This window comes from Ralstonia sp. 110700041-2 (genome assembly GCF_056280165.1).
Map to the genome: position 1 here is coordinate 470,380 of NZ_JBSFAI010000002.1, position 23,216 is coordinate 493,595.

Consider the following 23,216-nt stretch of genomic DNA (forward strand, 5'->3'; position numbering starts at 1 on the left):
TTGCATGGTATTGATCGGCTATTCGACGATCACCGATCAAATAATCGCTATTTCCTGGTTTGGCGCCGACGAGCCAATCCCGCCGCCCTCTTTCCGCGACGGAATGCGTTGTAGATCGACTCCTCGTCAGCCGGATAGCTGGCTGAGAGCCCATCAAAGGCGCCCGGTATGCCAGCCTTTTGAAGCTCTGCAGCTGCCTCGCGCAGGGTCTTGTCCGCAATGACGGCGGCTTGACGTTCCGTGAGCTGTTTGCCGCCGTTCCACATTGATCGAGCCACGACTTCCAATGTCGTGCGGACCAAATGCTCTTCGTATGTGCCGATCACATCTTTGCGTGGCCGGCCCCGCCTACCCTTCTGCTTCGGCGCTTTAAGGCGCGCGATCTCAGTGAGCGCGGCAACATGAGCTTTGTGCAGCCGCGCATTCTCTGGGCCAATTTCCGAAATCTGCTGCTCCAGTAGCCATGCCTTCGCACTCAGCTCCCTATTCTCAGCCTGAAGGCGGGCAACTTCCTCCCGTAGATGTGCGGCCTCGATCTGCTCGTCCGCGACGGCGTCCGGTTTTGGGGGGATGGAACTCATGCCGCCTTCCCCTTAATGTTGACTACGTTTCCAGCCGCCGAGATGGCCGCCTGCCGATCGATCTCATCAGCCAAGTACTGCAGCGCCTTGCGCCTCTCCGCTTCCAGTTCGTGATGGTGGTAGCTCGCCGCCGTCTGGCTGCGCTCTGTGTGGGCAAGTAGCAGCTCAACCACATCCCGGCTAAATCCGTGCTCGCGCAGTAGCGTCGCCGCAGTGCCACGCGTGCCGTGCGGGGAAAACTCGGGCACGCCGAAGTCCAGGCGTTTGAACAGGTGGTTCAGCGTGGCCTCGGCCAGCGGCACGCTGGCGATCTTCACCGAGGGGAGGACGTACACCCCATCGCCGCTGATCGCGCGCATGATCTCCAACACCTCAATGGCTTGGCGCGACAGATACACACGATGCGGGCGGCGCGACTTCATCCGCTCGGCAGGGATGTCCCACTGGGCTTTGTCGAGATCGAACTCCGCCCACTTCGCGCGCAGCACCTCGGACTTGCGGCACATGCTGTAGACCAGCAGGCGCGCCGCCGCGGTGGTAGCCGGGTGTGCGCCCTGGCGCCCGAGAGCGCGCCAGAACGCGCCCAGTTCCGATTCGCTGAGGTGCCGGTGGTGCTCAGCCTTGGGCACGGTGATGACGCCGCGCAGAGGAACTGCCGGATTGCTCTCTACAAGCAGCTTCTGGATGGCGTAGTTGTAGATCTGCTGAATGATGACCCGTACGCCCTCCGCGGTGTTTGGCGTGGCGCGCCGGGCCTCGATGATCTCCAGCACGTGGGACGGCTTCACGTCTTCCAAAGCCTTGCGCCCGATGACCGGCCACACGAAACGTTCCAAGCGCGACTTGATCTGGCTGCGGTACCCCTCGGTTTTCGTAGCCAAGCGCTCATCGATCCACTTGAGGGAGAACGCCTTGAATAGCCCCTCATCCTCCTGCAGTGATTCCTTGGCCTTGCGCTCTGCCTTGTCCTGGCGCCGGTGTTCGGCCGGATCAGTGCCCTGCTCGACCATTGCCCTGTACTCGGTGTGCCGGTCGCGCGCATCAGACACGCCGATTTCGGGATAGCTCCCAATCAGGACCGACCGGCGCTTGCCCGAGAGCATGTATTGGTAGCGCCAGGCCTTCGAGCCGCCCGGGTGCACTAGGACGAACAGGCCGCCGCCGTCCGTGAGCTTGTAGGGCTGCTCCTTGGGCTTGGCATTGTTGATGCGGGTGGGCGTCAGCTTGTAGTTGAAGTGGCGCATGGCAGCGATCCTCAGAAGTGAGTATTTTGAGTATTGCCTCACCCCCAAAATACTCCGTACAACACTCACTTAGCGCCGGATCGTACTCACTCTTTCTGGAACTCTAGAGACAAAAAACCCCGGCGACACTAAGTGTACACCGGGGTTTTCTGGACTTTTCCGGAACACTCCGGATCAGTTTACATGTTGTCGATCATCACCTGACCGAAGCCCGAGCACGACACTTGGGTCGCGCCTTCCAGCAGACGGGCGAAGTCATACGTGACCTTCTTCGACAGGATCGATTTTTCGATCGACGAGATGATCAGGTCAGCGGCTTCCGTCCAGCCCATGTGACGCAGCATCATTTCGGCCGACAGGATTTCCGAACCGGGGTTCACGTAATCCTTGCCTGCGTACTTCGGTGCCGTGCCGTGGGTGGCTTCGAACATGGCAACGGAGTCGCTCAGGTTCGCGCCCGGGGCGATGCCGATACCGCCGACTTGCGCAGCCAGAGCGTCGGAGATGTAGTCGCCGTTCAGGTTCAGCGTTGCCACCACCGAGTACTCGGCCGGACGCAGCAGGATCTGCTGCAGGAAGGCGTCGGCAATCGCGTCCTTGACGATGATTTCCTTGCCCGTCTTCGGGTTCTTGAACTTGCACCACGGGCCGCCGTCGATCAGCTCGGCGCCGAATTCCTTCTGTGCCAGCGCGTAGGCCCAGTCACGGAAGCCACCTTCCGTGAACTTCATGATGTTGCCCTTGTGCACGATCGTGACCGACGGCTTGTCGTTGTCGATCGCGTACTGAATGGCCTTGCGCACCAGACGCTCGGTGCCTTCGCGCGAAACCGGCTTCACGCCGATGCCCGACGTTTCCGGGAAGCGAATCTTCTTGACGCCGAATTCGTCTTGCAGAATCTTGATCAGCTTCTTGGCCTTGTCGCTCTGGGCTTCGAATTCGATACCGGCGTAGATGTCTTCCGAGTTCTCGCGGAAGATGACCATGTCGGTCTTCTCCGGCTCTTTGACCGGCGAAGGCACGCCCTTGAAGTAGCGCACCGGGCGCAGGCAGACGTAGAGGTCCAGCTCCTGGCGCAGCGCCACGTTCAGCGAACGGATGCCGCCGCCCACCGGCGTCGTCAGCGGGCCCTTGATGGACACCACGTAGTCCTTCAGGACTTGCAGGGTTTCTTCCGGCAGCCACACGTCCGGGCCGTACACCTTGGTCGACTTCTCGCCGGCGTAGATTTCCATCCAGGAAATCTTGCGCTCGCCCTTGTAAGCCTTCTCAACCGCTGCGTCGACCACCTTGATCATCACCGGGGTGATGTCGAAGCCGGTGCCGTCACCTTCGATGTAAGGAATGATCGGGTTGTTCGGAACGTTGAGGGAGAAGTCTTGGTTGACGGTGATCTTCTCGCCGGCCGGGACCTTGATGTGTTGATACATGGACGACTCCAGTGCAGACCGCAGGTTAGCGGGTGGACGGTGGGGATTGACAGCACAGCGCGCCGCTCACGGGTTGGCCGGCGTGGCGCGCTGCAGTGAACTGGCGATTCTAACGGCCTACGGTGACGCTCTCACGATGCACCGCACAAATCACGCATCTCGCGCAAGCCGCAACTCTTATATAAGACACAAGAGTGAATTCCGCATTATGCCGGAAAATTTCACCATCCGCCATACTGCCGCACGCATCGGGGCGGCTGTCAACTGCCTGACAGGCTGGCCTCAGAAGCCCTGACGATGAGCGGGCGGATGTCCCCCCACGCGGGATCCGCATCCAGCCGGGCGCTCCAGGCATCCACAAGGCGGGCCAAGGCGGCGCGCAGGTCGCACGCGCTGTCGGCATCGATTAAGCGGACTAGGCCAACGCCGTCCAGGCCCGGATTGCGCCTGACCAGCCACGCAAGCGTCTGGATGTGTTCGATGAAGCGATCGTCAGTCCGGTGCAAATGGCTGAAACAGGACAGGCCCACGTGGCGGTCCGGCGGGGCACCGGAGATCGTCTGCGACACCAGCATGAAATCGTCGAGGCTGGAAGCGTCACGCGAAGGCGGACGAAAACCCGGCACGGCGCCCAGCACAAGTAAGGCGCCGCAGCCCAGAACAAAATCGCGGCGCCGGAAATGGGCAGGCTTGCTGCGCTGGGCGGGCTTGGTGGGGCGGGGAGATGACGACGGCAGAGACACGGCGGGCCTTGAACAAAATCGGCTCGCATTTTCAAGGCTCAGGCGCCCCCATCCAATCAGATGGGTCCGAAACGCAGTCACGACGCATCGTCCGGCGGGCACCTTTCTTGCGCAGCGCAACATGCGCCACATGGCGGATCCGGCGACGCAGAGGCTTTCGCCCGGGGCCACAAAAAATTCGACGGAACATGTCAACGCGCCTGTAACGGCCTGCGTTATTGCAGATGACTCATTAAGCGGGTCGTTGGTTAACTCACTGATCTATAAAAGGATTCACCATGAAGAAGCTGATCGCTGCCCTGATCGCCGGCCTGTTCGCCACCGGTGTGTTCGCTCAAGCCTCCGCTCCGGCTGCTGACGCAGCTGCTGCTCCGGCTGCTGCCGAAAAGGCTGCTCCGAAGGCCAAGAAGGCCAAGAAGCACCACCACAAGAAGGCTGCCAAGAAGGCTGCTGACGCTTCGGCTCCGGCTGCTGACGCCGCCAAGCAATAAGCTTGTGTTTCTGCCGGGCCCACGCGGCTCGGCCGATACAGAAAAAGCAGGTGCTTATGCATCTGCTTTTTTTTCGCCCTCGCCTGCTGAACGGAAATCCCGGGCGCGCGTGCTGGGCTGTCAAAATAGCGCCATCAAGCTTGAGTACCTTGCCCGTTCCTCACAACAAAAAAAAGGGATGGCGCAATGGAATTCCGATCGATGTTCGCTCCGGTGCGACGAAAACGCACCGTGTTCACGATGCTCTCTCTTGCCGCGCTGGCCGCTGCCGCCATAATTGCCGGCTGCGGTGGCTCGTCGTCTGATTCGACGCCGGTGTCGACGGCCACGCCCTCGGATGCGGCCACGGCTGACGCCAACATCCAGGCCGCATGGGTGGAAATCGGCGACAGCAACCAGGCTGTCGTGCGCGCGGTCACCAGCTATACGAACAGCGCCTCGCCCGTCGACAGCTCGGTCTGCCCGCTGCTGACGGTGGACGGCACCGCCACGCGCATGACGCTGCGTGTGGCGGCCGGTACGCCGGCTCAGCGCACCACGGCCAGTGCCGCCAGCGATTCGAAAGCTTCGTCCTTCCCTGTAAACGCGTGCGAAGCCACCGTGGCATCCACGGCAAAGGCCGCGTCGATCGGCTCACGCGTGTTGCCGCTGCCCAAGGCCAACCCGCAGCGCGTGGTGATCCTGGCGGACACCGGCTGCCGCATGAAAAAGTCGAGCAACACGTTCCAGTCGTGTAACGACCCGCTGTCGTGGCCGTTTGCGAGCGCTGCCGCCACGGCGGCCAAGATGAACCCAGACCTCGTGCTGCACGTGGGCGACTATCACTACCGAGAAAACGCCTGCCCGCCTGACGTGGCCGGCTGCCAGGGCAGCCCCTGGGGCTACGGCTGGGATACGTGGCAGGCCGACCTGTTCCAGCCCGCCGCCCCGCTGATGGCCGCAGCGCCGTGGGTGCTTGTGCGCGGCAACCACGAGGAATGTGCACGCGCCGGCCAGGGCTGGTACCGCTTCCTGGATCCGCACCCGTACTCGGCCGACCGCTCGTGCGACAACCCGGCCAACGACACGGCAGCCAATGCGTCGGACCCATACGCCGTGGCGCTCGGCAGCGACACGCAGGTCATCGTGTTCGATTCAGCCAAGGCCGGCACGACGGCATTGGCGACGACCGACCCGTGGTTCCAGACCTACCAGAAGCAGTTCAGCGCGGTGGGCACGCTGGCCGCCAAGCCGGGCGTGATGTCGATCTTCACCAATCACCACCCGATTCTGGGCTTCGTGCCCATCGCGGGCAGCACGCCACTGGGCGGCAATGCCGCGCTGCTGTCGGTCATGAACAGCCTGAACGCCACGGCGTATTACCCCCCGGGCGTGCAGGTCGCGCTGCACGGCCATGTGCATGACTTCCAGGCCATCAACTTCACCAGCAACCACCCCGCGACCATCGTTGCCGGCAACGCCGGCGATTCGCTCGACGTGGCCCTGCCCGATCCGTTCCCGGCCATCAGCCCGGCTTCGGGTGTGACCGTTGGCAGCATCTCGCACAACAACTCGTTCGGCTTCATGGTGATGGACCGCCAGGCCGCGCCCGCCAAGGGCTGGCTGTTCAAGGCCTACACCGTGGCCGGCAAGCTGCTGACGACGTGCACGCAAAACGGCACGAGCCTGGTGTGCGACAAGACCGGCTTCGTTGCACCTTGAAGCGCCTGAGCACCACGCTGCTCGTTGCCGCCGCACTCTTCTCGGGTGCGGCAGCGGCCGAATCGATCGGCATGACGCCCAGGCTGGACGCCGTGCCGCCGCCCGCCGAGTCGACCGCGTTCAAGCCGGACCCGAACCTCGTCGCGCTCGGCAAGCGGGTGTTTTTCGACCCGCGCCTGTCGGAGCCGCAAGGCACCGCATGCGCGGCGTGCCATGATCCGGGCCGCGCCTTCGGGCCCACGCTGAAGGGCGAGGCGCTGCGCATCGGTGTGCCGGCCGGCAGCCGCCCAGGGCATGTTGCGGCACGCAATGCGCCGTCGCTGCTGTACCTGCGCTACATCCCGCATCGCTATTTCTTCCAGGATGACGACGCGAGCTTCCCGTCGCCGTTCGGTGGCTTCTTTGCCGATGGCCGAGCAGATTCCATCCCGGAACAGATTCGCGGCCCGCTGTTCAACCCGGACGAAATGGGCAACCGTTCAGCGCGCGACCTGCAGCGCAAGGTGGCCGGCACCGACCTTGGCGAGGCGCTTGCAAAGCAGTTCGGCGCCAATGCGGTGCATGAGCCCGAACGCCTGGTCAGCGTGCTGGGCAAGGCGCTGGAGGCCTATTTCCAGAGCGATGAGTTGGCGCCGTTCACCTCGCGCTTCGATGATTTCCTGCGCAAGCGCACGCCGCTCTCCGCCGCCGAGATGCGCGGCCTCGCCCTGTTCCGCAATCCGGACAAAGGCAACTGCGCGTCGTGTCACCTGATGGTGGAATCGTCGTCGCGTCCAGAGCGGTCCCTGTTCACGGATTTCGGCTACGACGCCATCGCTGTGCCGCGCAACCCGCTGCTGCCCGCCAACAAGGACGCGCGCCACTTCGACGTCGGCCTGTGCCAGACCGCCCGCACGCTGAAATGGCCGGAGCCCAACCAGTGGTGCGGCTACTTCCGCACGGCCGGCCTGCGCAACGTGGCGGTGCGCCAGACGTTCATGCACAACGGCGTGTTCCGCACGCTGCGCGACACGGTGGCGTTTTATGCCACCCGCTCGACCGACCCCGCGCAGTGGTACCCCGGCGGCAAGCGCTTCAACGATGTGCCGGCCAAGTACCAGGGCAATATCAACGTGAATGCCGTGCCGATGAACCGCCGCCCCGGCACCACGCCTGCGCTGACGGAAGACGAGATCGACGACATCGTTGCATTCCTGCGCACGCTAACCGATGCGCGGTATGTGGCGCTGATGCCCGATCCGGCAGCCGACAAGGCGCGCTCGGTGCATGCGCCAAAGGTGGCCGCGAAGACGGTCGCCCTCGAACATCAGCCTCCCGCGGGCACCAACACGCGGTAACAACTTCGTCGCACAGCCCGCCGCCGTTTCATTGACGGCGGCGGGCCGAGTGCCGATCATGGAGCGTTTCTTTTCCGATCCGCTCGCGCCATGACCACCCTGTCCCGCCTCTTTGCCGCTCTGTCGCTGGCCGTTGCCGCCACCGGAGCCCTCGCCCAGACACCCGCCGCGCCCACCGCCCCGAATACCGGCCTGCCCGTGGTCGACCTGACCATCGGCATGTACAAGGTCAAGGCCGAAGTGGCGGCCACCCCGCAAACCCGCGAGACCGGCCTGATGTTCCGCAAGACCATGCCCGATACCGCAGGCATGCTCTTCGTGTTCGATGAATCCGCTGGCCACTGCTTCTGGATGAAGAACACTGACCTGCCGCTGTCCATCGCCTTCATCACCGACGACGGCACCATCTCCGACATTGCCGAGATGAAGCCGCAGACCGAAGACAATCACTGCCCCACCCGGGCTGGCAGCTACGCGCTGGAAATGAACAAGGGCTGGTTTGCACGCAAAGGCGTCAAGCCCGGCATGAAGGTGGGCGGGCTGCCGCGCTGAAGCCCACGCACATACAACAACAGAGAGGAGACCGCCGCATGCACGGTTTCGACAACAACCGTCGCCGCTGGATGCGGCAGGCCGGCGCGCTGGCCGTGGGTGCGGGCGCGGCGTCGGCAGGTCTGCCGCTTGGCGCCTTGGCCGCCGATGCACCCAAGAAGGGCACGCGGTTGATCTTGCTGGGCACGGCGGGCGGGCCGACGCCGAAGAAGAATCGCTCGGCGCCGGCACAGGTGATCGTCATCAACGGCGTGTCGTACGTGGTCGATTGCGGCAACGGTGTCGCACGCCAGTATGTGACGGCGGGCCTCAAGCTCAAGGACATCCGCCACGTCTTCATCACGCATCAGCACTCCGATCACAACGCCGATTACGGCACGCTGATGCTGCTCGCCTGGGCCACCGACCTGACCGGCCCCGTCGACGCCTGGGGCCCGCCCCCGCTGGCCGCAATGACGACCAAGTTCCTTGAGCTGTACGACTACGACATCCGCACCCGCATTGCCGATGAAGGCCGCCCGCCGCTGGCGCCGATGCTTCATCCGCACGAGCTGACCGAGGGCGGCCTCGTCATGCAGGATGCCAACGTGAAGGTGACGAGCGCGCTGGTCAAGCACCCACCGGTCTCGCCGGCATTCGCGTTTCGCTTCGATTCGGCAGACCGCTCCATCGTCATCTCCGGCGATACGGCGCCGAGCGAAAACCTCGTGCGCCTGGCATACGGCGCCGATGTGCTTGTGCACGAGGTGATGCACCTGCCGTCGCTCGACAAGCTGCTGTCCACCGAGCCCAACGCCAAGACGCTGCGCGAGCATCTGCTGGCGAGCCACACCTCCACCGAAGAGGTCGGCCGCATTGCCACCGAGGCCAAGGTGAAGACACTGGTGCTGTCGCACTTCGTGCCCGGCGGCTATCCGTATCTGGAAGATTCAGTCTGGCTGGATGCCGTGCGCCCGCACTTCAAGGGCGAGATCATCGTCGGGCGCGATCTGCAGGAAATTTAAGGACGGCCGCTGCTCGCTTCGCTGCAATCGCGGTAAAGCTGGTTGCGGCTGCCGGACAGGGTCTCGTCGGCGAGGAAACCGGTGGGGCCCTTCGTCCACCAGACATACTGGCCCGACGCATAGCGCGCACCCGACGCGGCCATCACGTTGGCAAACACGAGCGTCTTGCCGTTGAGGGTCATGGCGGCCAGCGGCGTATCCCCCACGGTCATGTATTTCACAAGCAGCGTCTTGCCGCCTTCGCACGTGTAGCGCACGTCGTGCGGGTCCTTGATCGGCAACGCGGAATAGGCGCGCGCCTGATCGATCGCCTTGTTGAGCCCCGCCTTGGCAAAGTCGAGCGCGGTATTCAGATCGTCGGACGACATGCCGGGCACCGGCGATTGCTGGGCGGTGGCGACGCCGCTGAAGACGCCGGCGCCCAGCGCCAGCCCGAACATCACTGCAGTTGCGAAACGACGCATGGATCCGTCTCCTGAGAATGGTCAGCGCAAGTCGGTTAGTCCGCCGCGTCGCTGTCAGGTTCGGTGGGCTTGAGCACGAATGCTGTCGGCTCGACGCGCTGCGGGAGTTCATCGGACAGCGCACGCGCGGCCTCGGCAAAGCACTGCACCAGGCTATCGGCCAACGATGACGGCGCGTGATGCTCGGCACGCATGGCACGCACATCAAACGTCTGCGCCGGCTCCAGCGCGAACAGCGCGATGCGCTCCATGCTGCCGGTGGCGGCTGTGAACTGATCGAGCATCGTCACGCCGAGCGACTCCTCTACCAGCGAACGCGCCAACGAATATGTCTGCACTTCCAACGTCGACTGCGGCGCCAGCCCGCCGCGCGCCAATGTCTGCCCGACCAGCGAGCCAAGCGAGATCTGGTCTTCCAATCCGATGAAAGGCTTCTCGGCAACGAGCTTGTGCAGCGCGCGCCCATCGGTCTTGCCGCTCACCCAGGCGCGCGGCGCGGCCAGCAGGATGCGCCCCTGCGCCACCGGCTTGGTGCTGATGGCCGGATGCACGGGCGGCGCAAAGGCGAAACCGACGTCGATGTCCTGCGAGAGTAAGCCCTGCACGATCTCGGCGGTGTGGTGCGTGAACACACGCACCAGCGTATCGGGATGCCGCTGCGAGAAACGCCGCACGGCGGGCGCGAGAATGCTCGGCGCCAGGCTGGGCGTAGCCGCCACGCGCAAGCGCCCCGCCCCCTTGTGGCGCAAGTTGGCCGACACGCGCCGCACGCGCTCGACCTCCTGGTACAGCCGCTCGACTTCGCTGAACAGTTCGAACGCCTCGGCGGTGGGCTGCAGGCGGCCCTTGGTGCGGTCGAACAGGCGGAAACCGAGTTGCAGCTCGGTGTGCTGCAGCACGCGCGTCACCACGGGTTGCGACACGTTCAGCATGCGCGCCGCCTCGCTGACGGTCCCGACCAGCATCACGGCGCGGAAGACTTCGATCTGGCGCAAACGCATAGCCGCCGGTCCTCACAATCCGAATAGGGAAGCGCCGATTGTGACATCCGGCGCCGGTCTTCGGCTAGGCGGGTGCAGGTGTGGCGGAAGCGCCCTCCGCTTCCAGCGCATCCAGAAACACGCGGACCTTGCGCGGCACCAGCTTGCGGGCAGGCATCAACGCGTAGACGCGCAGCGCGGTCAACTCGAAATCGGGCAGCACGCGCACAAGCCGGCCGGCCGCGACTTCCGTATCGCCCACAGAGCGCGCCATGCGGGCCACGCCCAGGCCCCGCACGGCGGCGCGGGCGCGCATTTCGGCATTCAACGTCTGCAGGCGTGGCTGGATGGGGACTTCGATTGGTTCGACGGCGGGCTCGCCAACGGGGCGGAAGGCCCAACTCGCGTCGTCAGGCCCGGAGAGGCAGGGCCAGCCGGCCAGGTCGGCGGGCGTCTTGAGCGGCGGGCGTTCCGCCAGCAAGGCCGGCGATGCATACAAGCCGCGCGGGATGAGCACCACGCGGCGCGCCACGAGCGACGAATCCGGCAACACCTGGTCAACCATGACGAAGACGATGTCGAAGCCGCTGGCTAGCAGGTCTGGCTGTTCCCATGAGATGTGCACCTGGATTTGCAGATGCGGGTATTTCTCCAGCGTGCGGCACACGGGTTCGGTCAGGTGCTGCGCACCGACTTCGTACGGCGCAGCGATGCGCAGCGTGCCGGCCACGGTTTCGCTGGCCGCGGTGGTGTCGGCGTGCACTTCGCGCAGGCGCTCGAACAGCGGCGCGATGTCGTCGTAGAAGTGCGAGCCCGCTTCGGTCAGCCGCAACTGTCGCGTGGTGCGCGTCATGAGCCGCACGCCCAGCCCGGCTTCCAGCCGTGAAACGGCGGCGCTGGCGGTCGATTTGGGGATGCCCAGCGCCTCGGCGGCGGCGGTAAAGCTGCCGGCCTCCACCACGCGGCAGAAGGTTTCCCAATCGTTCCACTCCATTGTTCGCATGACTGGACAGTGTTCCTAGAGTTGGCCGTTTATCCGGCTGGCGGGCAAGTTTAAGCTCGGGCACATGTCGCTGCAAATCCTCAAACCCGCATCCCTGCGGGCGTTTCCCCATTTTTCTTCGGCGCGCGTCCACGCTTTTGGGCTGGCGATGGGCCTCTCCACGGGCCTCGATTTCGTCTCGTCGCAGATGTTCGCCGTGGCGGGCCAGCACATCCAGGGCGGTGTGCATGCGAGCCCCGATGCCTATCTGTACGCTGTCACAGCGTATGCCGTGGCGGCCGTCGTCGCCAACCTCGCCATCGGCCGCATTGCGGCGCACGTGGGCTACCGCATGTATTCGCTGGTGGGCATCGTGCTGTTCGCCATCGGCTGCGTGGTGTGCGCCGAGTCCAACAACATCGGCGAACTGATCATCGGACGGGCCATCCAGGGCCTGGGCGCGGGTGGCCTGTTCTCGGCGTCGCGCATCCTGGTGCAACTCGCAGCCGAGCCCGACGAACGCATTCCGCCGATGCTGATGTTCAGCGTCGGCCTGTTCGGACTGACCACCATTGCGCCGTGGATCTGCGCCGAAGTGCTGGAATACAGCGAATGGCGCGTGATTTTCTGGATCGAACTGGCGCTGGCCGGTGTGGCATGGATGGCGGTGTTCTTCCTGCCGCCCGAGCATCATCAGCCGCGCACACGCGCCGCGCGGCGCCCCGATGAAGCGCCGCCTGAAGACGGCCAGTGGGATTGGGTTGGCGTGGGCGCCATGGCCATCGGTGCGCTGTCGTTCCTGGTGGGCCTGTCGGAGCTGCGCTACAACCGGCTGACGGCCTCGCCTTTGATTCCGCTGCTGTTGCTGGGCGGTACGGCTTCTTTGCTGCTGGCCATCCACCGCCTGCGCACGCACCCAGACCCGTGGCTCGATCTCTCGCGGCTGAACGGCCGCCGCTACCTGTGGGGCATCGGTTTCTACGGCATCTATTACTTGATGAGCGGGTACTGGTCGTACCTCTTTCCGGCGGTATCGCAAGGCGGCCTGGGTTTTACGTTCCGCACGACCACGTTGTTCCTGATGATCAGCGGGGCAGTGTCGACCGTGGTAGCCGTCGCCATGACCGCCTGGTTGCCGTTCTTCTTCCGCAAGCGGCGCTTCATCGCCATCGGCTTTGCCGTGTATGCGGCAGCGGCGCTGCTGCTGGCAACAAGCCTGATGCCGGGCGCGCCAGACTACGCGTTCTTCCCCGTGTCGATTCTGGAAGGCATCACGCCAGGCGCGGTGATGATCCAGGTCGCGATGATGACCTACCTCGATCTCGACCGCGAAGACTTCGCGCACGGCTACCAGATGAAGAACATTGCGCGCCAGTTTGCGACCGCGGTGGGCACGGGGCTGGCGGCTGTGTCGCTGCAGACGCAGCAGGCGGAATCGCGCTCGCTGATCGTGGCGCACGTCACGCGCTTCACGGCAGACCTGCAGGCTGCCAACCCGCTCACGCCGGAGCGCCTGGCCAGCCTGTCGGCCGAGATCGACCGGCAGGCAACGCTGCTGGCCGGCACGCAGCTCTTCAGCTGGTTTGCCGTGGCGTGCGGCGTGTTTGCCGTGCTGGTGCTGGTGCAGCGGTCGTTGCGCTGAGCGCGCACTACGACTTCTGCACCGCGTACTTGCCCGGCCCCACCGCTGCCAGCAGGAACAGCCCGCCCATGATGCTCAGGTTCTTGTAGAACTGGATCTTGTTGGCGGCCTCCATGGAGCCTTCCATACTCCAGTAGCTGTGGGCGATGAACGAAGTGCCCAGCACGAACAACGCCATCAGCAGCGCCAGCGGCCGCGTCCAGAAACCGATCAGCAAGGCGATACCCACGCCAAACTCCATGACGACGGCAACCGCTGCGGCCACCATCGGCATGGGCGCGCCCGTGCTGGCCATGTAGCCGACGGTGCCCTGAAAGCCCGTCAGCTTGCCCCACCCGGACATCACGAACAGCACCATCATGAGGATGCGGGCGAGCAGCATTAGTTCGTTGCGCCAACGTTCGATGAACGCGTCCATTTTGGGCCTCCAGGGCGGGCTTTGGTGATTGCAGTCTAGGCGCTGGATTTACCAAGTGTGGTTTCGAGCGCATCGAGTACCGCCTGAATCACACCGTGCCGCACGTGCTCTTTCCGCTCGATCATGCCGACGGTGCGCACCGGCGTCTGCGGCGGCAGGGGCAGCACGCGCAGGGCCGGGTCGCTCTCCCAGCTTGCGCGGCGCAGGCGCGGCACCAGTGTCACCCCTACCTGCTGGCGCACCAGTTCGACAATCGCCTCGATGGAATTGACCTCGATGAACTCGTTGACCGCCATGTGCGTCTTGCGCAGGGCGCGATCGATCAGGGCGCCGGTGCGTACCGCGCGGTCGAAGCGCAGGAACGGGTGAGTGCGCAGGACTTCCTCTGCGCGGCCGCGTGTGTGGCGGCCCGCCACAACGACCAGCGGCTCGGTATAGAGCGGGTGCCACACAAGGTTGGCAGGCAGGCGCTCAAGGTGTTCGACCACCAGTGCCCCATCCAGCTCGCCCGCTTCCACCTGCTCCACCAGCTCGCCCGATTTGCCGGTAATGAGCTTCACGTCCAGTCCCTTGTGCGCCTGCTTGAGCCCCGCCACCGCATGTGCCAGCGACCCCATCACCGACACCACCGCACCAATCGCCACCGCGCCGGACAACGCCGTCTGCGGTTCGTCACCGACGCGCATGGCGTCGTAGAGCGCCAGCAGGTGCTCGGCTTGTGGCAGCAGCGCGCGACCATGCGCATTCAGCGTGACAGTCCGCCCCGACCGGTCGAACAAGTCGCGGCGCAGCTCGGCTTCGAGCGCGCGCATCTGCAGGCTCACAGCGGCCTGCGTGAGTGCCACGCGCTCGGCGGCTGCGGCAAACGAGCCATGGCGCGCCACGGCGACAAAGGTGCGGAGAAAGCGGACGGTACTCACGGCAAGGCGCGGCGGACTATCAAGTTTTTCTTAAGCAAGATCCAATGAATTTTAACTTTATTAAATCCAGGGCACCGCAAATAATCATTCGTCAAACATTCCCGCTTATCACCGCTTGAGCCCCATGTCCCACCGCTTCGATTGGCAAAACCCCTATCCCACCGTCCGCATTCCCCTGTTTGCGCGCAACGTTGTCTCCACGTCGCACCCGCTGGCCGCACAGGCTGGACTGCGCATGCTGCTCGCGGGCGGCAGCGCCGTGGATGCAGCCATCGCCGCGGCGGCCATGCTGACCGTGGTCGAGCCCGTCTCGTGCGGACTCGGCAGCGATGCATTCGCGATCCTGTGGGACGGCAAGGAACTGCATGGGCTGAACGCTTCCGGCACGGCGCCGCAGGCTTGGAGCCTCGACTACTTCCGCAAGAAATACGGCGAAGACGCCAACGGCAACCCCAAGCGCCCCACACGCGGCTGGGACGCGGTGACCGTGCCCGGCGCCATCTCCGCGTGGGCTGCATTGCACGAACGCTTCGGCAAGCTGCCGTTTGCCGATGTGCTGGAACCCGCCGCCGAGATTGCCGAGCGCGGCCACACCATCGCGCCCATCGTTGCGCACAAATGGGCAGCGGCCATTCCCGAACTGCACAACCAGCCCGGCTACGCGCAGGCCTTCATGCCGCACGGCCGCGCGCCGGAAGTGGGCGAGAAGTTCAAGCTGCCCGACGCAGCCGCCACGCTGCGCCGCCTCGGCCAGACCAACGGCCGCGATTTCTACGAAGGCGAACTCGCCGAGCGCATCGCCGCCTATTCACGAGAATGCGGCGGCAGCATGACCGCACAAGACCTGCGCGACTATCGCCCCGAATGGGTCAAGCCGATCACCAAGCGCTACCGCGGCTACGACCTGCACGAAATCCCGCCGAACGGCCAGGGCATCGCCGCGCTCATCGCGCTGGGTATTCTGGATCGCTTCGATCTTGGCGCCCTGCCCGTCGACTCGGCAGACTCGCAGCATCTGCAGATTGAGGCGATGAAGCTGGCGTTTGCCGATCTCTACCAATACGTGGCCGACCCGCGCTCGATGGACGTCACGCCCGAGCAGATGCTCGACGACGCGTACCTCGATGCGCGCGCCAAGCTGATCGACATGGGCCGCGCGCAGATGCCGACCTTCGGCATGCCACGCGCCGGCGGCACGGTGTACCTGACGGCCGCCGACGAGAACGGCATGATGGTCTCGTTCATCCAGTCCAACTACATGGGCTTCGGCTCCGGCGTGGTGGTGCCCGGCACCGGCATCAGCCTGCAGAACCGCGGCTTCGGTTTTTCGATGGACGCGCGTTCGGCCAACGTGGTGGAAGGCGGCAAGCGGCCATTCCACACGATCATCCCGGCGTTCCTGACCAAGGACGGCCAGCCGCAGATGAGCTTTGGCGTGATGGGCGGCGATATGCAGCCGCAAGGCCACCTGCAGACGCTCGTGCGCATGCTCGATTACAAGCAGCAGCCGCAGGCCGCGTGCGATGCCCCGCGCTGGAAGGTCAACCGCGATTTCACGCTCGACGTGGAAGGCACGATGAACGCCAAGACCGTCGCTGCACTGGAAGCGCGAGGCCACAAGCTTGAATCGGTGGCCGATCCGTACATGGATTTCGGCTCCGGCCAGTTCATCTGGCGCCTGTCGGACGACGCCGACCACGGCTACGTGGCCGCCAGCGACAGCCGCCGCGACGGCCACGCGGTGGGCTTCTAAAGAGGCCCGCCGCACCAGCGCGCTGACCCGTTGGACCGGGCGGGCAACGCGCTGCAGTTCCCATAAAAACGATCCCGGCCGGCACCAAAGGAACCCTCATCATGACCGCCCCCTCTGCGGCAGGCACTGCTGCACCTGCTCGTCCTGCGCCCACGAGTGCAGCGCACGCACGCCGCATCGTCATTTCGTCGTCAATCGGCAATGCGCTGGAGTGGTACGACTTTCTTGTCTACGGCTTCTTCGCGTCGGTCATCGGCAAGCTGTTCTTTCCGGCCGATGACGAATGGGTGTCGCTGCTGTTTGCGGTGGGCAGCTTTGGCGTGTCGTTCATCACGCGGCCGGTCGGCGCGATCGTGTTGGGCATGTATGCCGACAGGAAGGGGCGCAAGGCAGCACTGACACTGTCGATCCTGCTGATGATCATCGGCACGCTGGTGATTGCCGTGATGCCGAGCTACCAGCAAATCGGTATCGTCGCGCCCATCACCATCCTGCTCGCACGGCTGGTGCAGGGCTTTGCGGTGGGTGGTGAATTCGGCAGCGCGACGGCCTTCATGGTCGAGCACAGCCCGCGCGGGCGCGGATACTACGCCAGTTGGCAATTCGCCAGCCAGGGCATTGCCACCATTCTGGCGGCCGGGCTGGGAGCGCTGCTCACGGCATCGCTCACGCAAGCGGATCTGGAAGGCTGGGGCTGGCGGTTGCCGTTCATCTTCGGTCTGCTGGTCGGGCCGGTGGGGTTCTACATCCGCCGTCATCTGGATGAGACGCCGGAGTTCGTCGCCGAGCAGAAGAAAGCAACGGTCGACCCGCAGGCGTCGTTCAAAGCGCAGTGGACCAACCTGCTGCTGGCGGTGGGCGTGGTGGCGCAGTCGACGGTGTCGGTGTATGTGCTGCAGCTCTACATGCCCACGTACGCCGTCAAGCAACTGCACCTGCCGGCGGCGCAGTCGTTCGCGGTGGTGGTGCTCAACGGCGGGTTGCAGTTCTTGCTCTCGCCGGTGATGGGCGCGCTGTCGGATCGCATCGGCCGCATCCGAATCATGCTCACCACATCGGCGCTGATGATCCTGCTGATCTACCCCATGTTTGCGCTGTTGCGCGCGTACCCGACCATCGGTGCGCTGCTGGCGCTGCAAGCCGTGTCGGGCATCTTCAAGGCAGCGTATTCAGGCCCGATGCCGGCGTTGATGTCGGAGATCTTCCCCACGCGCGTGCGCTCGACCGGCCTGTCGCTCGGCTACAGCCTCGGCGTGACGCTGTTTGGCGGGTTCGCGCCGTTCATCGTCACATGGCTGATCCATACGACGGGCGATACGCTGGCACCGAGCTACTACGTGCTGACGGCCGCTGCGGTGAGCGGCATCTCGCTGACGATCATCGCGCTGCGTCGTCGCAAGGCAGTGGGCGCTGCCTGAGCATTTACACTTTCTTTACGGAGCGTCACACCCCTTTTTCACGCTTTTTACGAGCGAATCGATACGGTGTCGTCATGTTCAACGACATGGCGACGCGGGCCGTCGCCACCTTCCATCATGGCGCGATCGATGCTCCTATCTTCGCTGGTTCCGCAATTGCTGCCGCCTTCTCCGGCGGCGGTACCTCGCGCAGTGGCTCTGCCGGCACGCCAGCACGTGCGTCTGCGCGTGACCGTGCCCGGTGACACACCGCATGCGGTTCGGCGGCAGATGCATGCATTGCTTGGGGACGCGCTCGGGCTGTACATCGTGCGGCATGACGCGCGCCGCAAAGCGGTCACCGTTGATCTCGAACTGGCTCACGCAGATGTGGATGCGGTAATCGGCGCGCTGCTGCATGGCTTGCCGCGCGCCACGCTGGGCCGTATTACGCCGCTGCGCACGTCGCACAAGCGCGCGCATGCTGTGCTGCATTGAGGCGTGCCATGTTCTCAGGAATCTGGATTCCGCTGGTCACGCCGTTCCACCATGGACAGGTCGACACCGCCGCACTGCGGCAACTGGTACGCCATTACGAGGGCGCCGGTGTGTCGGGCTTCGTGGCGCTGGGCACGACCGGTGAAGCCGCGCTGCTCTCTCAGATCGAGCGCTACACCGTTTTGGAGGCCATCGCGGACGCTTGCGGCGAGCGCACGCCGTTTCTGATCGGCGTCGGCGCGACGGACACACGCGACGTGTGCGCGCAGATCCGCCACTACGAGCGTTGGAACAGCGCCGGCTACCTCGTGCCCCCGCCGTATTACGTCTGCCCTTCGCAAGCGGGATTGCACTGGCACTACGCACACGTGGCGGCCAGCACGGCCCGCCCCGTGGTGCTCTACAACGTGCCCAAGCGCACAGGCGTCTCGATCGCGCCCGATACCGCGCTGGCGCTGGCTGAACAGCCCAACATCATCGCCATCAAGGAATGTGTGGCCGAGCATTTCGGCGCGTTGCAGGATGGGCCGCTGGATGTGCTGAGCGGCGATGACAGCGCGCTGCTCGATTGCCTCGCACATGGCGGCACGGGAGGCATCCTGGCCGGCGCGCATCTGCGGCCGGAGTTGTTCGTGGCGCTCGTCGCGCACCATCGTGCGGGCCGCATCGACGAGGCGCGCCGCCTGGCCGACGCGTTGGCGCCGCTGGCTGCGCTGCTGTTTGCAGAGCCGAACCCCGCGCCGGTCAAGGCGGTGTTGTCAGCGGAGGGCCGCATTGGCGCAGACACGCGCGCGCCGATTCTGCCGGTATCCGAATCGCTGCACCGCCGCCTGGTGGCAGCGATGCACGCGTTGGAAAACGTCAAAGCGGATTGCCCGCCGCAGCTGGCCGCGATGTAGAGAGGGCCGATCAGGCGCCCTTGTACCACGCCGCGTTGAACGGCGCGCCGTGGCGCATGTAGCGCGTACCGCGATGATGACGGCGCGCGTTGGCCGGCGCCGGCGCGTCGTTGTCTTCCATCGTCTCGCGTTCGGCCACCGTGCGGGCACGCGGCGGCTGGACCTGCGAGTAGACGCGTTGCTCCATCCGGTCACGCGCGGCCGCAACCCGGTCGGGCGATGCGGGTTGCGTGGCAGCTTCCGCCGGCGCGGGTGCAGCCGTCAGCGCCGGCGCGGCGGCGTTGGCAGGCCCGGCGGCCATGGCAACGCTCATCGCATCGCCGGCCTGTGCGGCCGACGGCGTGTGGCCGGCGAGGCTCTTCACCCATGGCGCGTGGTACATCCCAACGTAAATCGCGCCCGTCACCGCAATCAACGCGGCTGCCACACTGCTGAATGCGCCGCCCATGACTGCATCCGACACGCGTCCCCACCACGGCTTGCGCTCGGCTGTGGCTTGCTCCACGTCCGACACCTCGGTCGGATCGACATGGGTGGCAGCCAGATGCGACGGCTCTGTGGCGCCGGGTGGTTGAGCAGTGATCGAAGCAGGCAAGCGCATGGTGAGAACTCGAGGTCATGGATCGGCAGCGTCATCTTCTGCCGAACGTTATTCGGGAACCGCCGCATGTCACCTGTGTGACAGCCGGACGGAGGATGAGCAGCCTTGGCTAGCAAGTTTCCTGCCGGGCTTTGTGCGGCGCCGCAAATCGCCGTGAACCCTTGCCAATGCTCGCGCTGGCGCTCCGTACAGACGATTCGGCAGCGCGGCGGCATGCCCGTACGTACGCACAGCAGGTAGACTTTGCAAAGTTTGCCGGGTGTGACACCCGGCCTTACCCCGCCCTAATTGCCTCACAGGCCCCTCAAGGAGAACACCGTGCGTTGGGATGACATGCGCGAAAGCAACAATGTCGAGGATGAGCGCTCATCCTCGGGCGGCGGCGGCTTCGGCGGGGGCGGCATGCGGCTCGGCATCGGCGGCATCGCGATCGTGGCCGTGGTGGGCTTGCTGATGGGCAAGAACCCGCTGGAAATCCTCAGCATGGTGATGCAGGTGTCGCAGAATGCGCCGACGCAATCCGCGCCGCACAGCCCGGCCAGGCCGACCGGCGAGACCGACAACGACCGCAGCAAGCAATTGGTCTCGCACGTGCTGGGCGACACCGAAGACACGTGGAGCCAACTGTTCAAGCAAGCCGGCCGCGCGTATCAGCCGCCCAAGCTCGTGCTGTTCCGCCAGGGCATCCGCTCAGGTTGCGGCGACGCCACCTCGGCCGTCGGCCCGTTCTATTGTCCGGCCGACACCAAGGTCTACCTGGACCTCGGTTTCTTCGATGAACTGCGCCGCAAGTTTGGCGCCCCAGGGGACTTTGCCGCTGCGTACGTCGTCGCGCACGAAGTGGGCCACCATGTGCAGAACCTGCTGGGCGTGTCGGAGAAGGTCAGCCGCGCACAGGCCGGCAAATCGCAGGCTGGGACGAATGCGCTGTCGGTCAAGCTGGAGCTGCAGGCCGATTGCCTGGCTGGCGTGTGGGGCCACTTTGCGCAGCAACGCGGTCTGCTTGAGCGCGGCGACCTGGAGCAAGCTCTGACCGCCGCACACGCCATCGGCGACGACACCCTGCAGCGCAACGCCGGCCGCAGCGTCACGCCCGATGCCTTCACGCATGGCACGTCCGAGCAGCGCATGCACTGGTTCCGTCAGGGCTTCGATGGCGGCGACCTTCGCCAGTGCGATACCTTCCGCGCGGGGGCGGACGCCTGATCACCCGTCAGCGCCCACCCGCGCAATCCAGCAGCGCGCCAGTCACGTACGACGCCGCATCGGAGAGCAGCCAGACGATGGTCTCGGCCACTTCTTGCGGCGTGCCGGGGCGGCCGATCGGCGTGCCGCTGCCAAGGCGCTGAGCGCGGTCGGGCTGGCCGCCAGAGGCGTGAATATCGGTCTCGATCAAACCGGGGCGCACGGCATTGACACGTACGCCATCGCGCCCGAGTTCACGCGCCAAGCCCAGCGTCATGGTGTCGACGGCACCCTTTGAGGCGGCGTAGTCGACATATTCGTGCGGCGACCCCAGGCGCGACGCCGCCGACGACACGTTCACCACCGAACCGCCCACACCACCGCGCGACGTCGACAACCGCCGCGCCGCCTCGCGCGCGACCAGAAAGGCGCCCAGCACATTGGTCTCGAACATCGTCCGCAGCCGGTGCGTGGTCATATCGGCCACGTCCTGCGCCTCGGCCACGATGCCGGCGTTGTTGACCACCCCATGCAGCGCACCAAAGCGACCCGTCGCTGCCTCGAATAGCGCGATGACGTCTTCGTCGTTCGACACGTCGCCCTGCACCGCCAGCGCATGGCCGCCGGCCTGTTCGATCAGCCCCACCGTCTCTTCCGCCGCCTGGCGGTTGCCGCGGTATTGCAGCGCGACAGACCAGCCGCGTTGCGCGCACAGCACCGCCGTGGCGCGACCGATACCCCGGCTCCCGCCGGTAATGACGATGGTCTTGGACATGCCGGTCTCCTGATGTGTAGTTGTGTTCGCAATTGTGCCGAGATACCGAAGTTTTGACATCGAGGGATGTGTCCGAATCCGGCGAATTCATTCGGGCCGACAGGGCTAGACTAGCTGGCGAGTCCCCCGATCACCACCATGCATCTCGACCACAACGCCTGCTACCACGCCGTGCAATCGCGCGACCGACGTTTTGACGGCTGGTTCTTCGTCGGTGTGACATCCACCGGCGTATATTGCCGCCCGGTCTGCGCGGTGCGCACGCCGCTGGAGAAGAACTGCCGCTTCTTCACCACGGCGGCCGCTGCCGAGCGCGCGGGTTTTCGGCCCTGCCTGCGCTGCCGGCCAGAACTGGCACCGGGGCACAGCCTGGCTGAGATGTCGTCCAACCTTGCACGCGCCGCCGCTCGCATGATCGACGAAGGCTTTCTGCAAGAACACGACCTGACCGCGCTGGCTGCAGCCGTGGGCGTGACCGACCGCCACTTGCGCCGCATCTTCCGCGCGGAGTTCGACGTCTCGCCCATCGAGTACGCGCAAACGCAGCGCCTGCTGCTCGCCAAACAGCTGCTGACCGATACGGCCATGCCCGTCGGCGACGTCGCCTTTGCCGCCGGCTTCGGAAGCGTCCGGCGCCTGAACAGCGGCTTTATCGAGCGCTACGGCTTTACACCCACGCGCCTGCGCTCGCGCACGACGGCACCGCGCACCGAAGACGGCCCCACGCTCATGCTCGGCTGCCGTCCGCCGTTTGCGTGGCCGGCGTTGCTCGAATTTCTGCGCGCCCGTGCCGTCGACGGCGTCGAGGTGGTCACCGCCGACAGCTACGCCCGCACGATCACCGTCGACTACGGCGGCGTGCGGCACATCGGCTGGCTGCACGCGCGCAATGTGCCGCAACGCCACGCGGTGGCACTGACCCTGTCGCCCAGTCTGCTGCACGCCATGCCGCCCGTGCTGGCGCGTACGCGGCGGCTGTTCGATCTCGATTGCCGCCCGGACCTAGTCGATGCGCACCTCGGCACGCTTGCTGCCGAGACGCCCGGCCTGCGCGTGCCGGGCGCCGTGGACGGCTTCGAGATTGCCGTGCGCGCCATCGCCGGGCAGGTCATTTCGCTGGCGCAGGCCCGGCGCATTCTCGGACGCATGACTGCCGTGTACGGCGTGCCGCTGCCGCAACCGAGCGAAGGGCTGACCACAGCATTTCCGAGCGGGGCTGCACTGGCGAACAGCGATGCCCAGGCGCTGTCCGCGCAAACCGGTCTGCAAGCCAGCCGCGCTGCTACCGTCATCGAACTCGCCCGCGCCATCGACGGCGGAAGCCTGCGGCTTGAACCACTGGTGCCGCTCGCCCCCACGCTGGCCGCCTTGCAAGCGCTGCCCGGTGTCGGCGAATGGACAGCGCAATACATCGCCATGCGCGCACTGGGCTGGCCGAACGCATTCCCGCTGGGCGATTACGTCCTGCGCAAACGCCTTGCAGACGGAGACGGCGCGCTGCCTACTCGCCGTGCCATGGTCGAGCGCGCCAAACCGTGGGCCCCGTGGCGCGCTTACGCCGCCATGCATCTCTGGCATCGCGAGGATGCGCTGACCCAGCCTGCGTCGCATTGACGAAT

At 65.3% G+C, this 23,216-nt stretch carries 23 protein-coding genes; 12 read left to right on the forward strand and 11 right to left on the reverse strand.

The window, feature by feature from the left end; all coding sequences use genetic code 11:
• Positions 1-47 precede the first annotated feature (47 nt).
• From ACUXH0_RS04760 to ACUXH0_RS04775, 4 genes are all read right to left on the reverse strand, one after another.
• The gene (locus ACUXH0_RS04760; protein ID WP_182593679.1) at positions 48-581 is read right to left on the reverse strand and encodes a hypothetical protein; all 534 of its coding nucleotides are present in this window, start codon (positions 579-581) and stop codon (positions 48-50) included.
• Positions 578-1,825 (reverse strand): tyrosine-type recombinase/integrase, encoded by a 1,248-nt coding sequence (locus ACUXH0_RS04765; RefSeq protein WP_182593677.1) that lies wholly within the window; start codon positions 1,823-1,825, stop codon positions 578-580. Before ACUXH0_RS04765 ends, ACUXH0_RS04760 begins: the two co-directional genes overlap by 4 nt.
• Before the next feature lie 179 nt (positions 1,826-2,004).
• On the reverse strand, positions 2,005-3,255 hold the full coding sequence (gene icd, locus ACUXH0_RS04770; protein WP_004631917.1) for an NADP-dependent isocitrate dehydrogenase: 1,251 nt from the start codon (positions 3,253-3,255) through the stop codon (positions 2,005-2,007).
• Between the two features lie 260 nt (positions 3,256-3,515).
• A complete protein-coding gene (locus tag ACUXH0_RS04775) occupies positions 3,516-4,130 on the reverse strand; it encodes a hypothetical protein (protein ID WP_012436274.1) in 615 nt (204 codons plus the stop codon).
• A gap of 146 nt (positions 4,131-4,276) precedes the next feature.
• Between ACUXH0_RS04775 and ACUXH0_RS04780 the strand changes: the two genes are divergently transcribed.
• From ACUXH0_RS04780 to ACUXH0_RS04800, 5 genes are all read left to right on the forward strand, one after another.
• Positions 4,277-4,489 carry a hypothetical protein gene (locus ACUXH0_RS04780; RefSeq protein ID WP_004631913.1) on the forward strand — a complete coding sequence of 71 codons (213 nt, stop codon included), beginning with the start codon at positions 4,277-4,279 and terminating at the stop codon, positions 4,487-4,489.
• 186 nt (positions 4,490-4,675) lie between these two features.
• Positions 4,676-6,190 (forward strand): metallophosphoesterase, encoded by a 1,515-nt coding sequence (locus ACUXH0_RS04785; protein ID WP_012436275.1) that lies wholly within the window; start codon positions 4,676-4,678, stop codon positions 6,188-6,190.
• On the forward strand, positions 6,187-7,527 hold the full coding sequence (locus ACUXH0_RS04790) for a cytochrome-c peroxidase (RefSeq protein ID WP_012436276.1): 1,341 nt from the start codon (positions 6,187-6,189) through the stop codon (positions 7,525-7,527). Before ACUXH0_RS04785 ends, ACUXH0_RS04790 begins: the two co-directional genes overlap by 4 nt.
• 90 nt (positions 7,528-7,617) lie before the next feature.
• The gene (locus ACUXH0_RS04795; protein ID WP_004631906.1) at positions 7,618-8,079 is read left to right on the forward strand and encodes a DUF192 domain-containing protein; all 462 of its coding nucleotides are present in this window, start codon (positions 7,618-7,620) and stop codon (positions 8,077-8,079) included.
• Positions 8,080-8,117: 38 nt separating this feature from the next.
• Positions 8,118-9,083, forward strand: coding sequence for an MBL fold metallo-hydrolase (locus ACUXH0_RS04800; protein ID WP_012436277.1), 966 nt, complete (start codon positions 8,118-8,120; stop codon positions 9,081-9,083).
• Here ACUXH0_RS04800 and ACUXH0_RS04805 read toward each other — a convergent pair.
• The 3 genes from ACUXH0_RS04805 to ACUXH0_RS04815 form a co-directional block, all read right to left on the reverse strand.
• On the reverse strand, positions 9,080-9,547 hold the full coding sequence (locus ACUXH0_RS04805; protein ID WP_004631903.1) for an MliC family protein: 468 nt from the start codon (positions 9,545-9,547) through the stop codon (positions 9,080-9,082). The two genes, ACUXH0_RS04800 and ACUXH0_RS04805, sit on opposite strands and share 4 nt — an antisense overlap.
• 35 nt (positions 9,548-9,582) lie before the next feature.
• Positions 9,583-10,548, reverse strand: a complete 966-nt coding sequence (locus ACUXH0_RS04810) for a LysR family transcriptional regulator (protein WP_004631901.1) — start codon at positions 10,546-10,548, stop codon at positions 9,583-9,585.
• A 64-nt stretch (positions 10,549-10,612) separates the two neighbouring features.
• Positions 10,613-11,521, reverse strand: a complete 909-nt coding sequence (locus ACUXH0_RS04815) for a LysR family transcriptional regulator (protein ID WP_004631898.1) — start codon at positions 11,519-11,521, stop codon at positions 10,613-10,615.
• Positions 11,522-11,594: 73 nt separating this feature from the next.
• Here ACUXH0_RS04815 and ACUXH0_RS04820 point away from each other — a divergent pair, with 73 nt between their 5' ends.
• Positions 11,595-13,151: an MFS transporter gene (locus ACUXH0_RS04820; RefSeq protein WP_004631897.1), complete on the forward strand. Its 1,557-nt coding sequence runs from the start codon at positions 11,595-11,597 to the stop codon at positions 13,149-13,151.
• Between the two features lie 7 nt (positions 13,152-13,158).
• Here the strand turns inward: ACUXH0_RS04820 and ACUXH0_RS04825 are convergent, their stop codons facing one another.
• Positions 13,159-13,569, reverse strand: coding sequence for a DoxX family protein (locus ACUXH0_RS04825; protein ID WP_012436278.1), 411 nt, complete (start codon positions 13,567-13,569; stop codon positions 13,159-13,161).
• 35 nt (positions 13,570-13,604) lie between these two features.
• Positions 13,605-14,489 (reverse strand): LysR family transcriptional regulator, encoded by an 885-nt coding sequence (locus ACUXH0_RS04830; protein WP_004631893.1) that lies wholly within the window; start codon positions 14,487-14,489, stop codon positions 13,605-13,607.
• 124 nt (positions 14,490-14,613) lie between these two features.
• Between ACUXH0_RS04830 and ACUXH0_RS04835 the strand changes: the two genes are divergently transcribed.
• The 4 genes from ACUXH0_RS04835 to dapA all read left to right on the forward strand — a co-directional run bounded on the left by ACUXH0_RS04835 (position 14,614) and on the right by dapA (position 19,036).
• Positions 14,614-16,242, forward strand: a complete 1,629-nt coding sequence (locus tag ACUXH0_RS04835; protein ID WP_012436279.1) for a gamma-glutamyltransferase family protein — start codon at positions 14,614-14,616, stop codon at positions 16,240-16,242.
• Between the two features lie 101 nt (positions 16,243-16,343).
• The gene (locus ACUXH0_RS04840; protein WP_004631889.1) at positions 16,344-17,660 is read left to right on the forward strand and encodes an MFS transporter; all 1,317 of its coding nucleotides are present in this window, start codon (positions 16,344-16,346) and stop codon (positions 17,658-17,660) included.
• 129 nt (positions 17,661-17,789) lie between these two features.
• Positions 17,790-18,137, forward strand: coding sequence for a hypothetical protein (locus tag ACUXH0_RS04845; protein ID WP_024542260.1), 348 nt, complete (start codon positions 17,790-17,792; stop codon positions 18,135-18,137).
• A gap of 8 nt (positions 18,138-18,145) precedes the next feature.
• On the forward strand, positions 18,146-19,036 hold the full coding sequence (gene dapA / locus ACUXH0_RS04850; protein WP_012436281.1) for a 4-hydroxy-tetrahydrodipicolinate synthase: 891 nt from the start codon (positions 18,146-18,148) through the stop codon (positions 19,034-19,036).
• 10 nt (positions 19,037-19,046) lie between these two features.
• Here dapA and ACUXH0_RS04855 read toward each other — a convergent pair whose 3' ends face one another.
• Positions 19,047-19,637 carry a hypothetical protein gene (locus tag ACUXH0_RS04855; protein WP_012436282.1) on the reverse strand — a complete coding sequence of 197 codons (591 nt, stop codon included), beginning with the start codon at positions 19,635-19,637 and terminating at the stop codon, positions 19,047-19,049.
• Positions 19,638-19,955: 318 nt separating this feature from the next.
• Between ACUXH0_RS04855 and ypfJ the strand changes: the two genes are divergently transcribed.
• Positions 19,956-20,843, forward strand: a complete 888-nt coding sequence (gene ypfJ / locus ACUXH0_RS04860) for a KPN_02809 family neutral zinc metallopeptidase (protein WP_004631881.1) — start codon at positions 19,956-19,958, stop codon at positions 20,841-20,843.
• A gap of 7 nt (positions 20,844-20,850) precedes the next feature.
• Here ypfJ and ACUXH0_RS04865 read toward each other — a convergent pair whose 3' ends face one another.
• Positions 20,851-21,597 (reverse strand): SDR family oxidoreductase, encoded by a 747-nt coding sequence (locus ACUXH0_RS04865; protein WP_004631879.1) that lies wholly within the window; start codon positions 21,595-21,597, stop codon positions 20,851-20,853.
• A 138-nt stretch (positions 21,598-21,735) separates the two neighbouring features.
• On the opposite strand from ACUXH0_RS04865, the gene ACUXH0_RS04870 reads away from it, so the two are divergent.
• Positions 21,736-23,211, forward strand: coding sequence for a DNA-3-methyladenine glycosylase 2 family protein (locus tag ACUXH0_RS04870; protein ID WP_012436283.1), 1,476 nt, complete (start codon positions 21,736-21,738; stop codon positions 23,209-23,211).
• Positions 23,212-23,216: the final 5 nt, after the last annotated feature.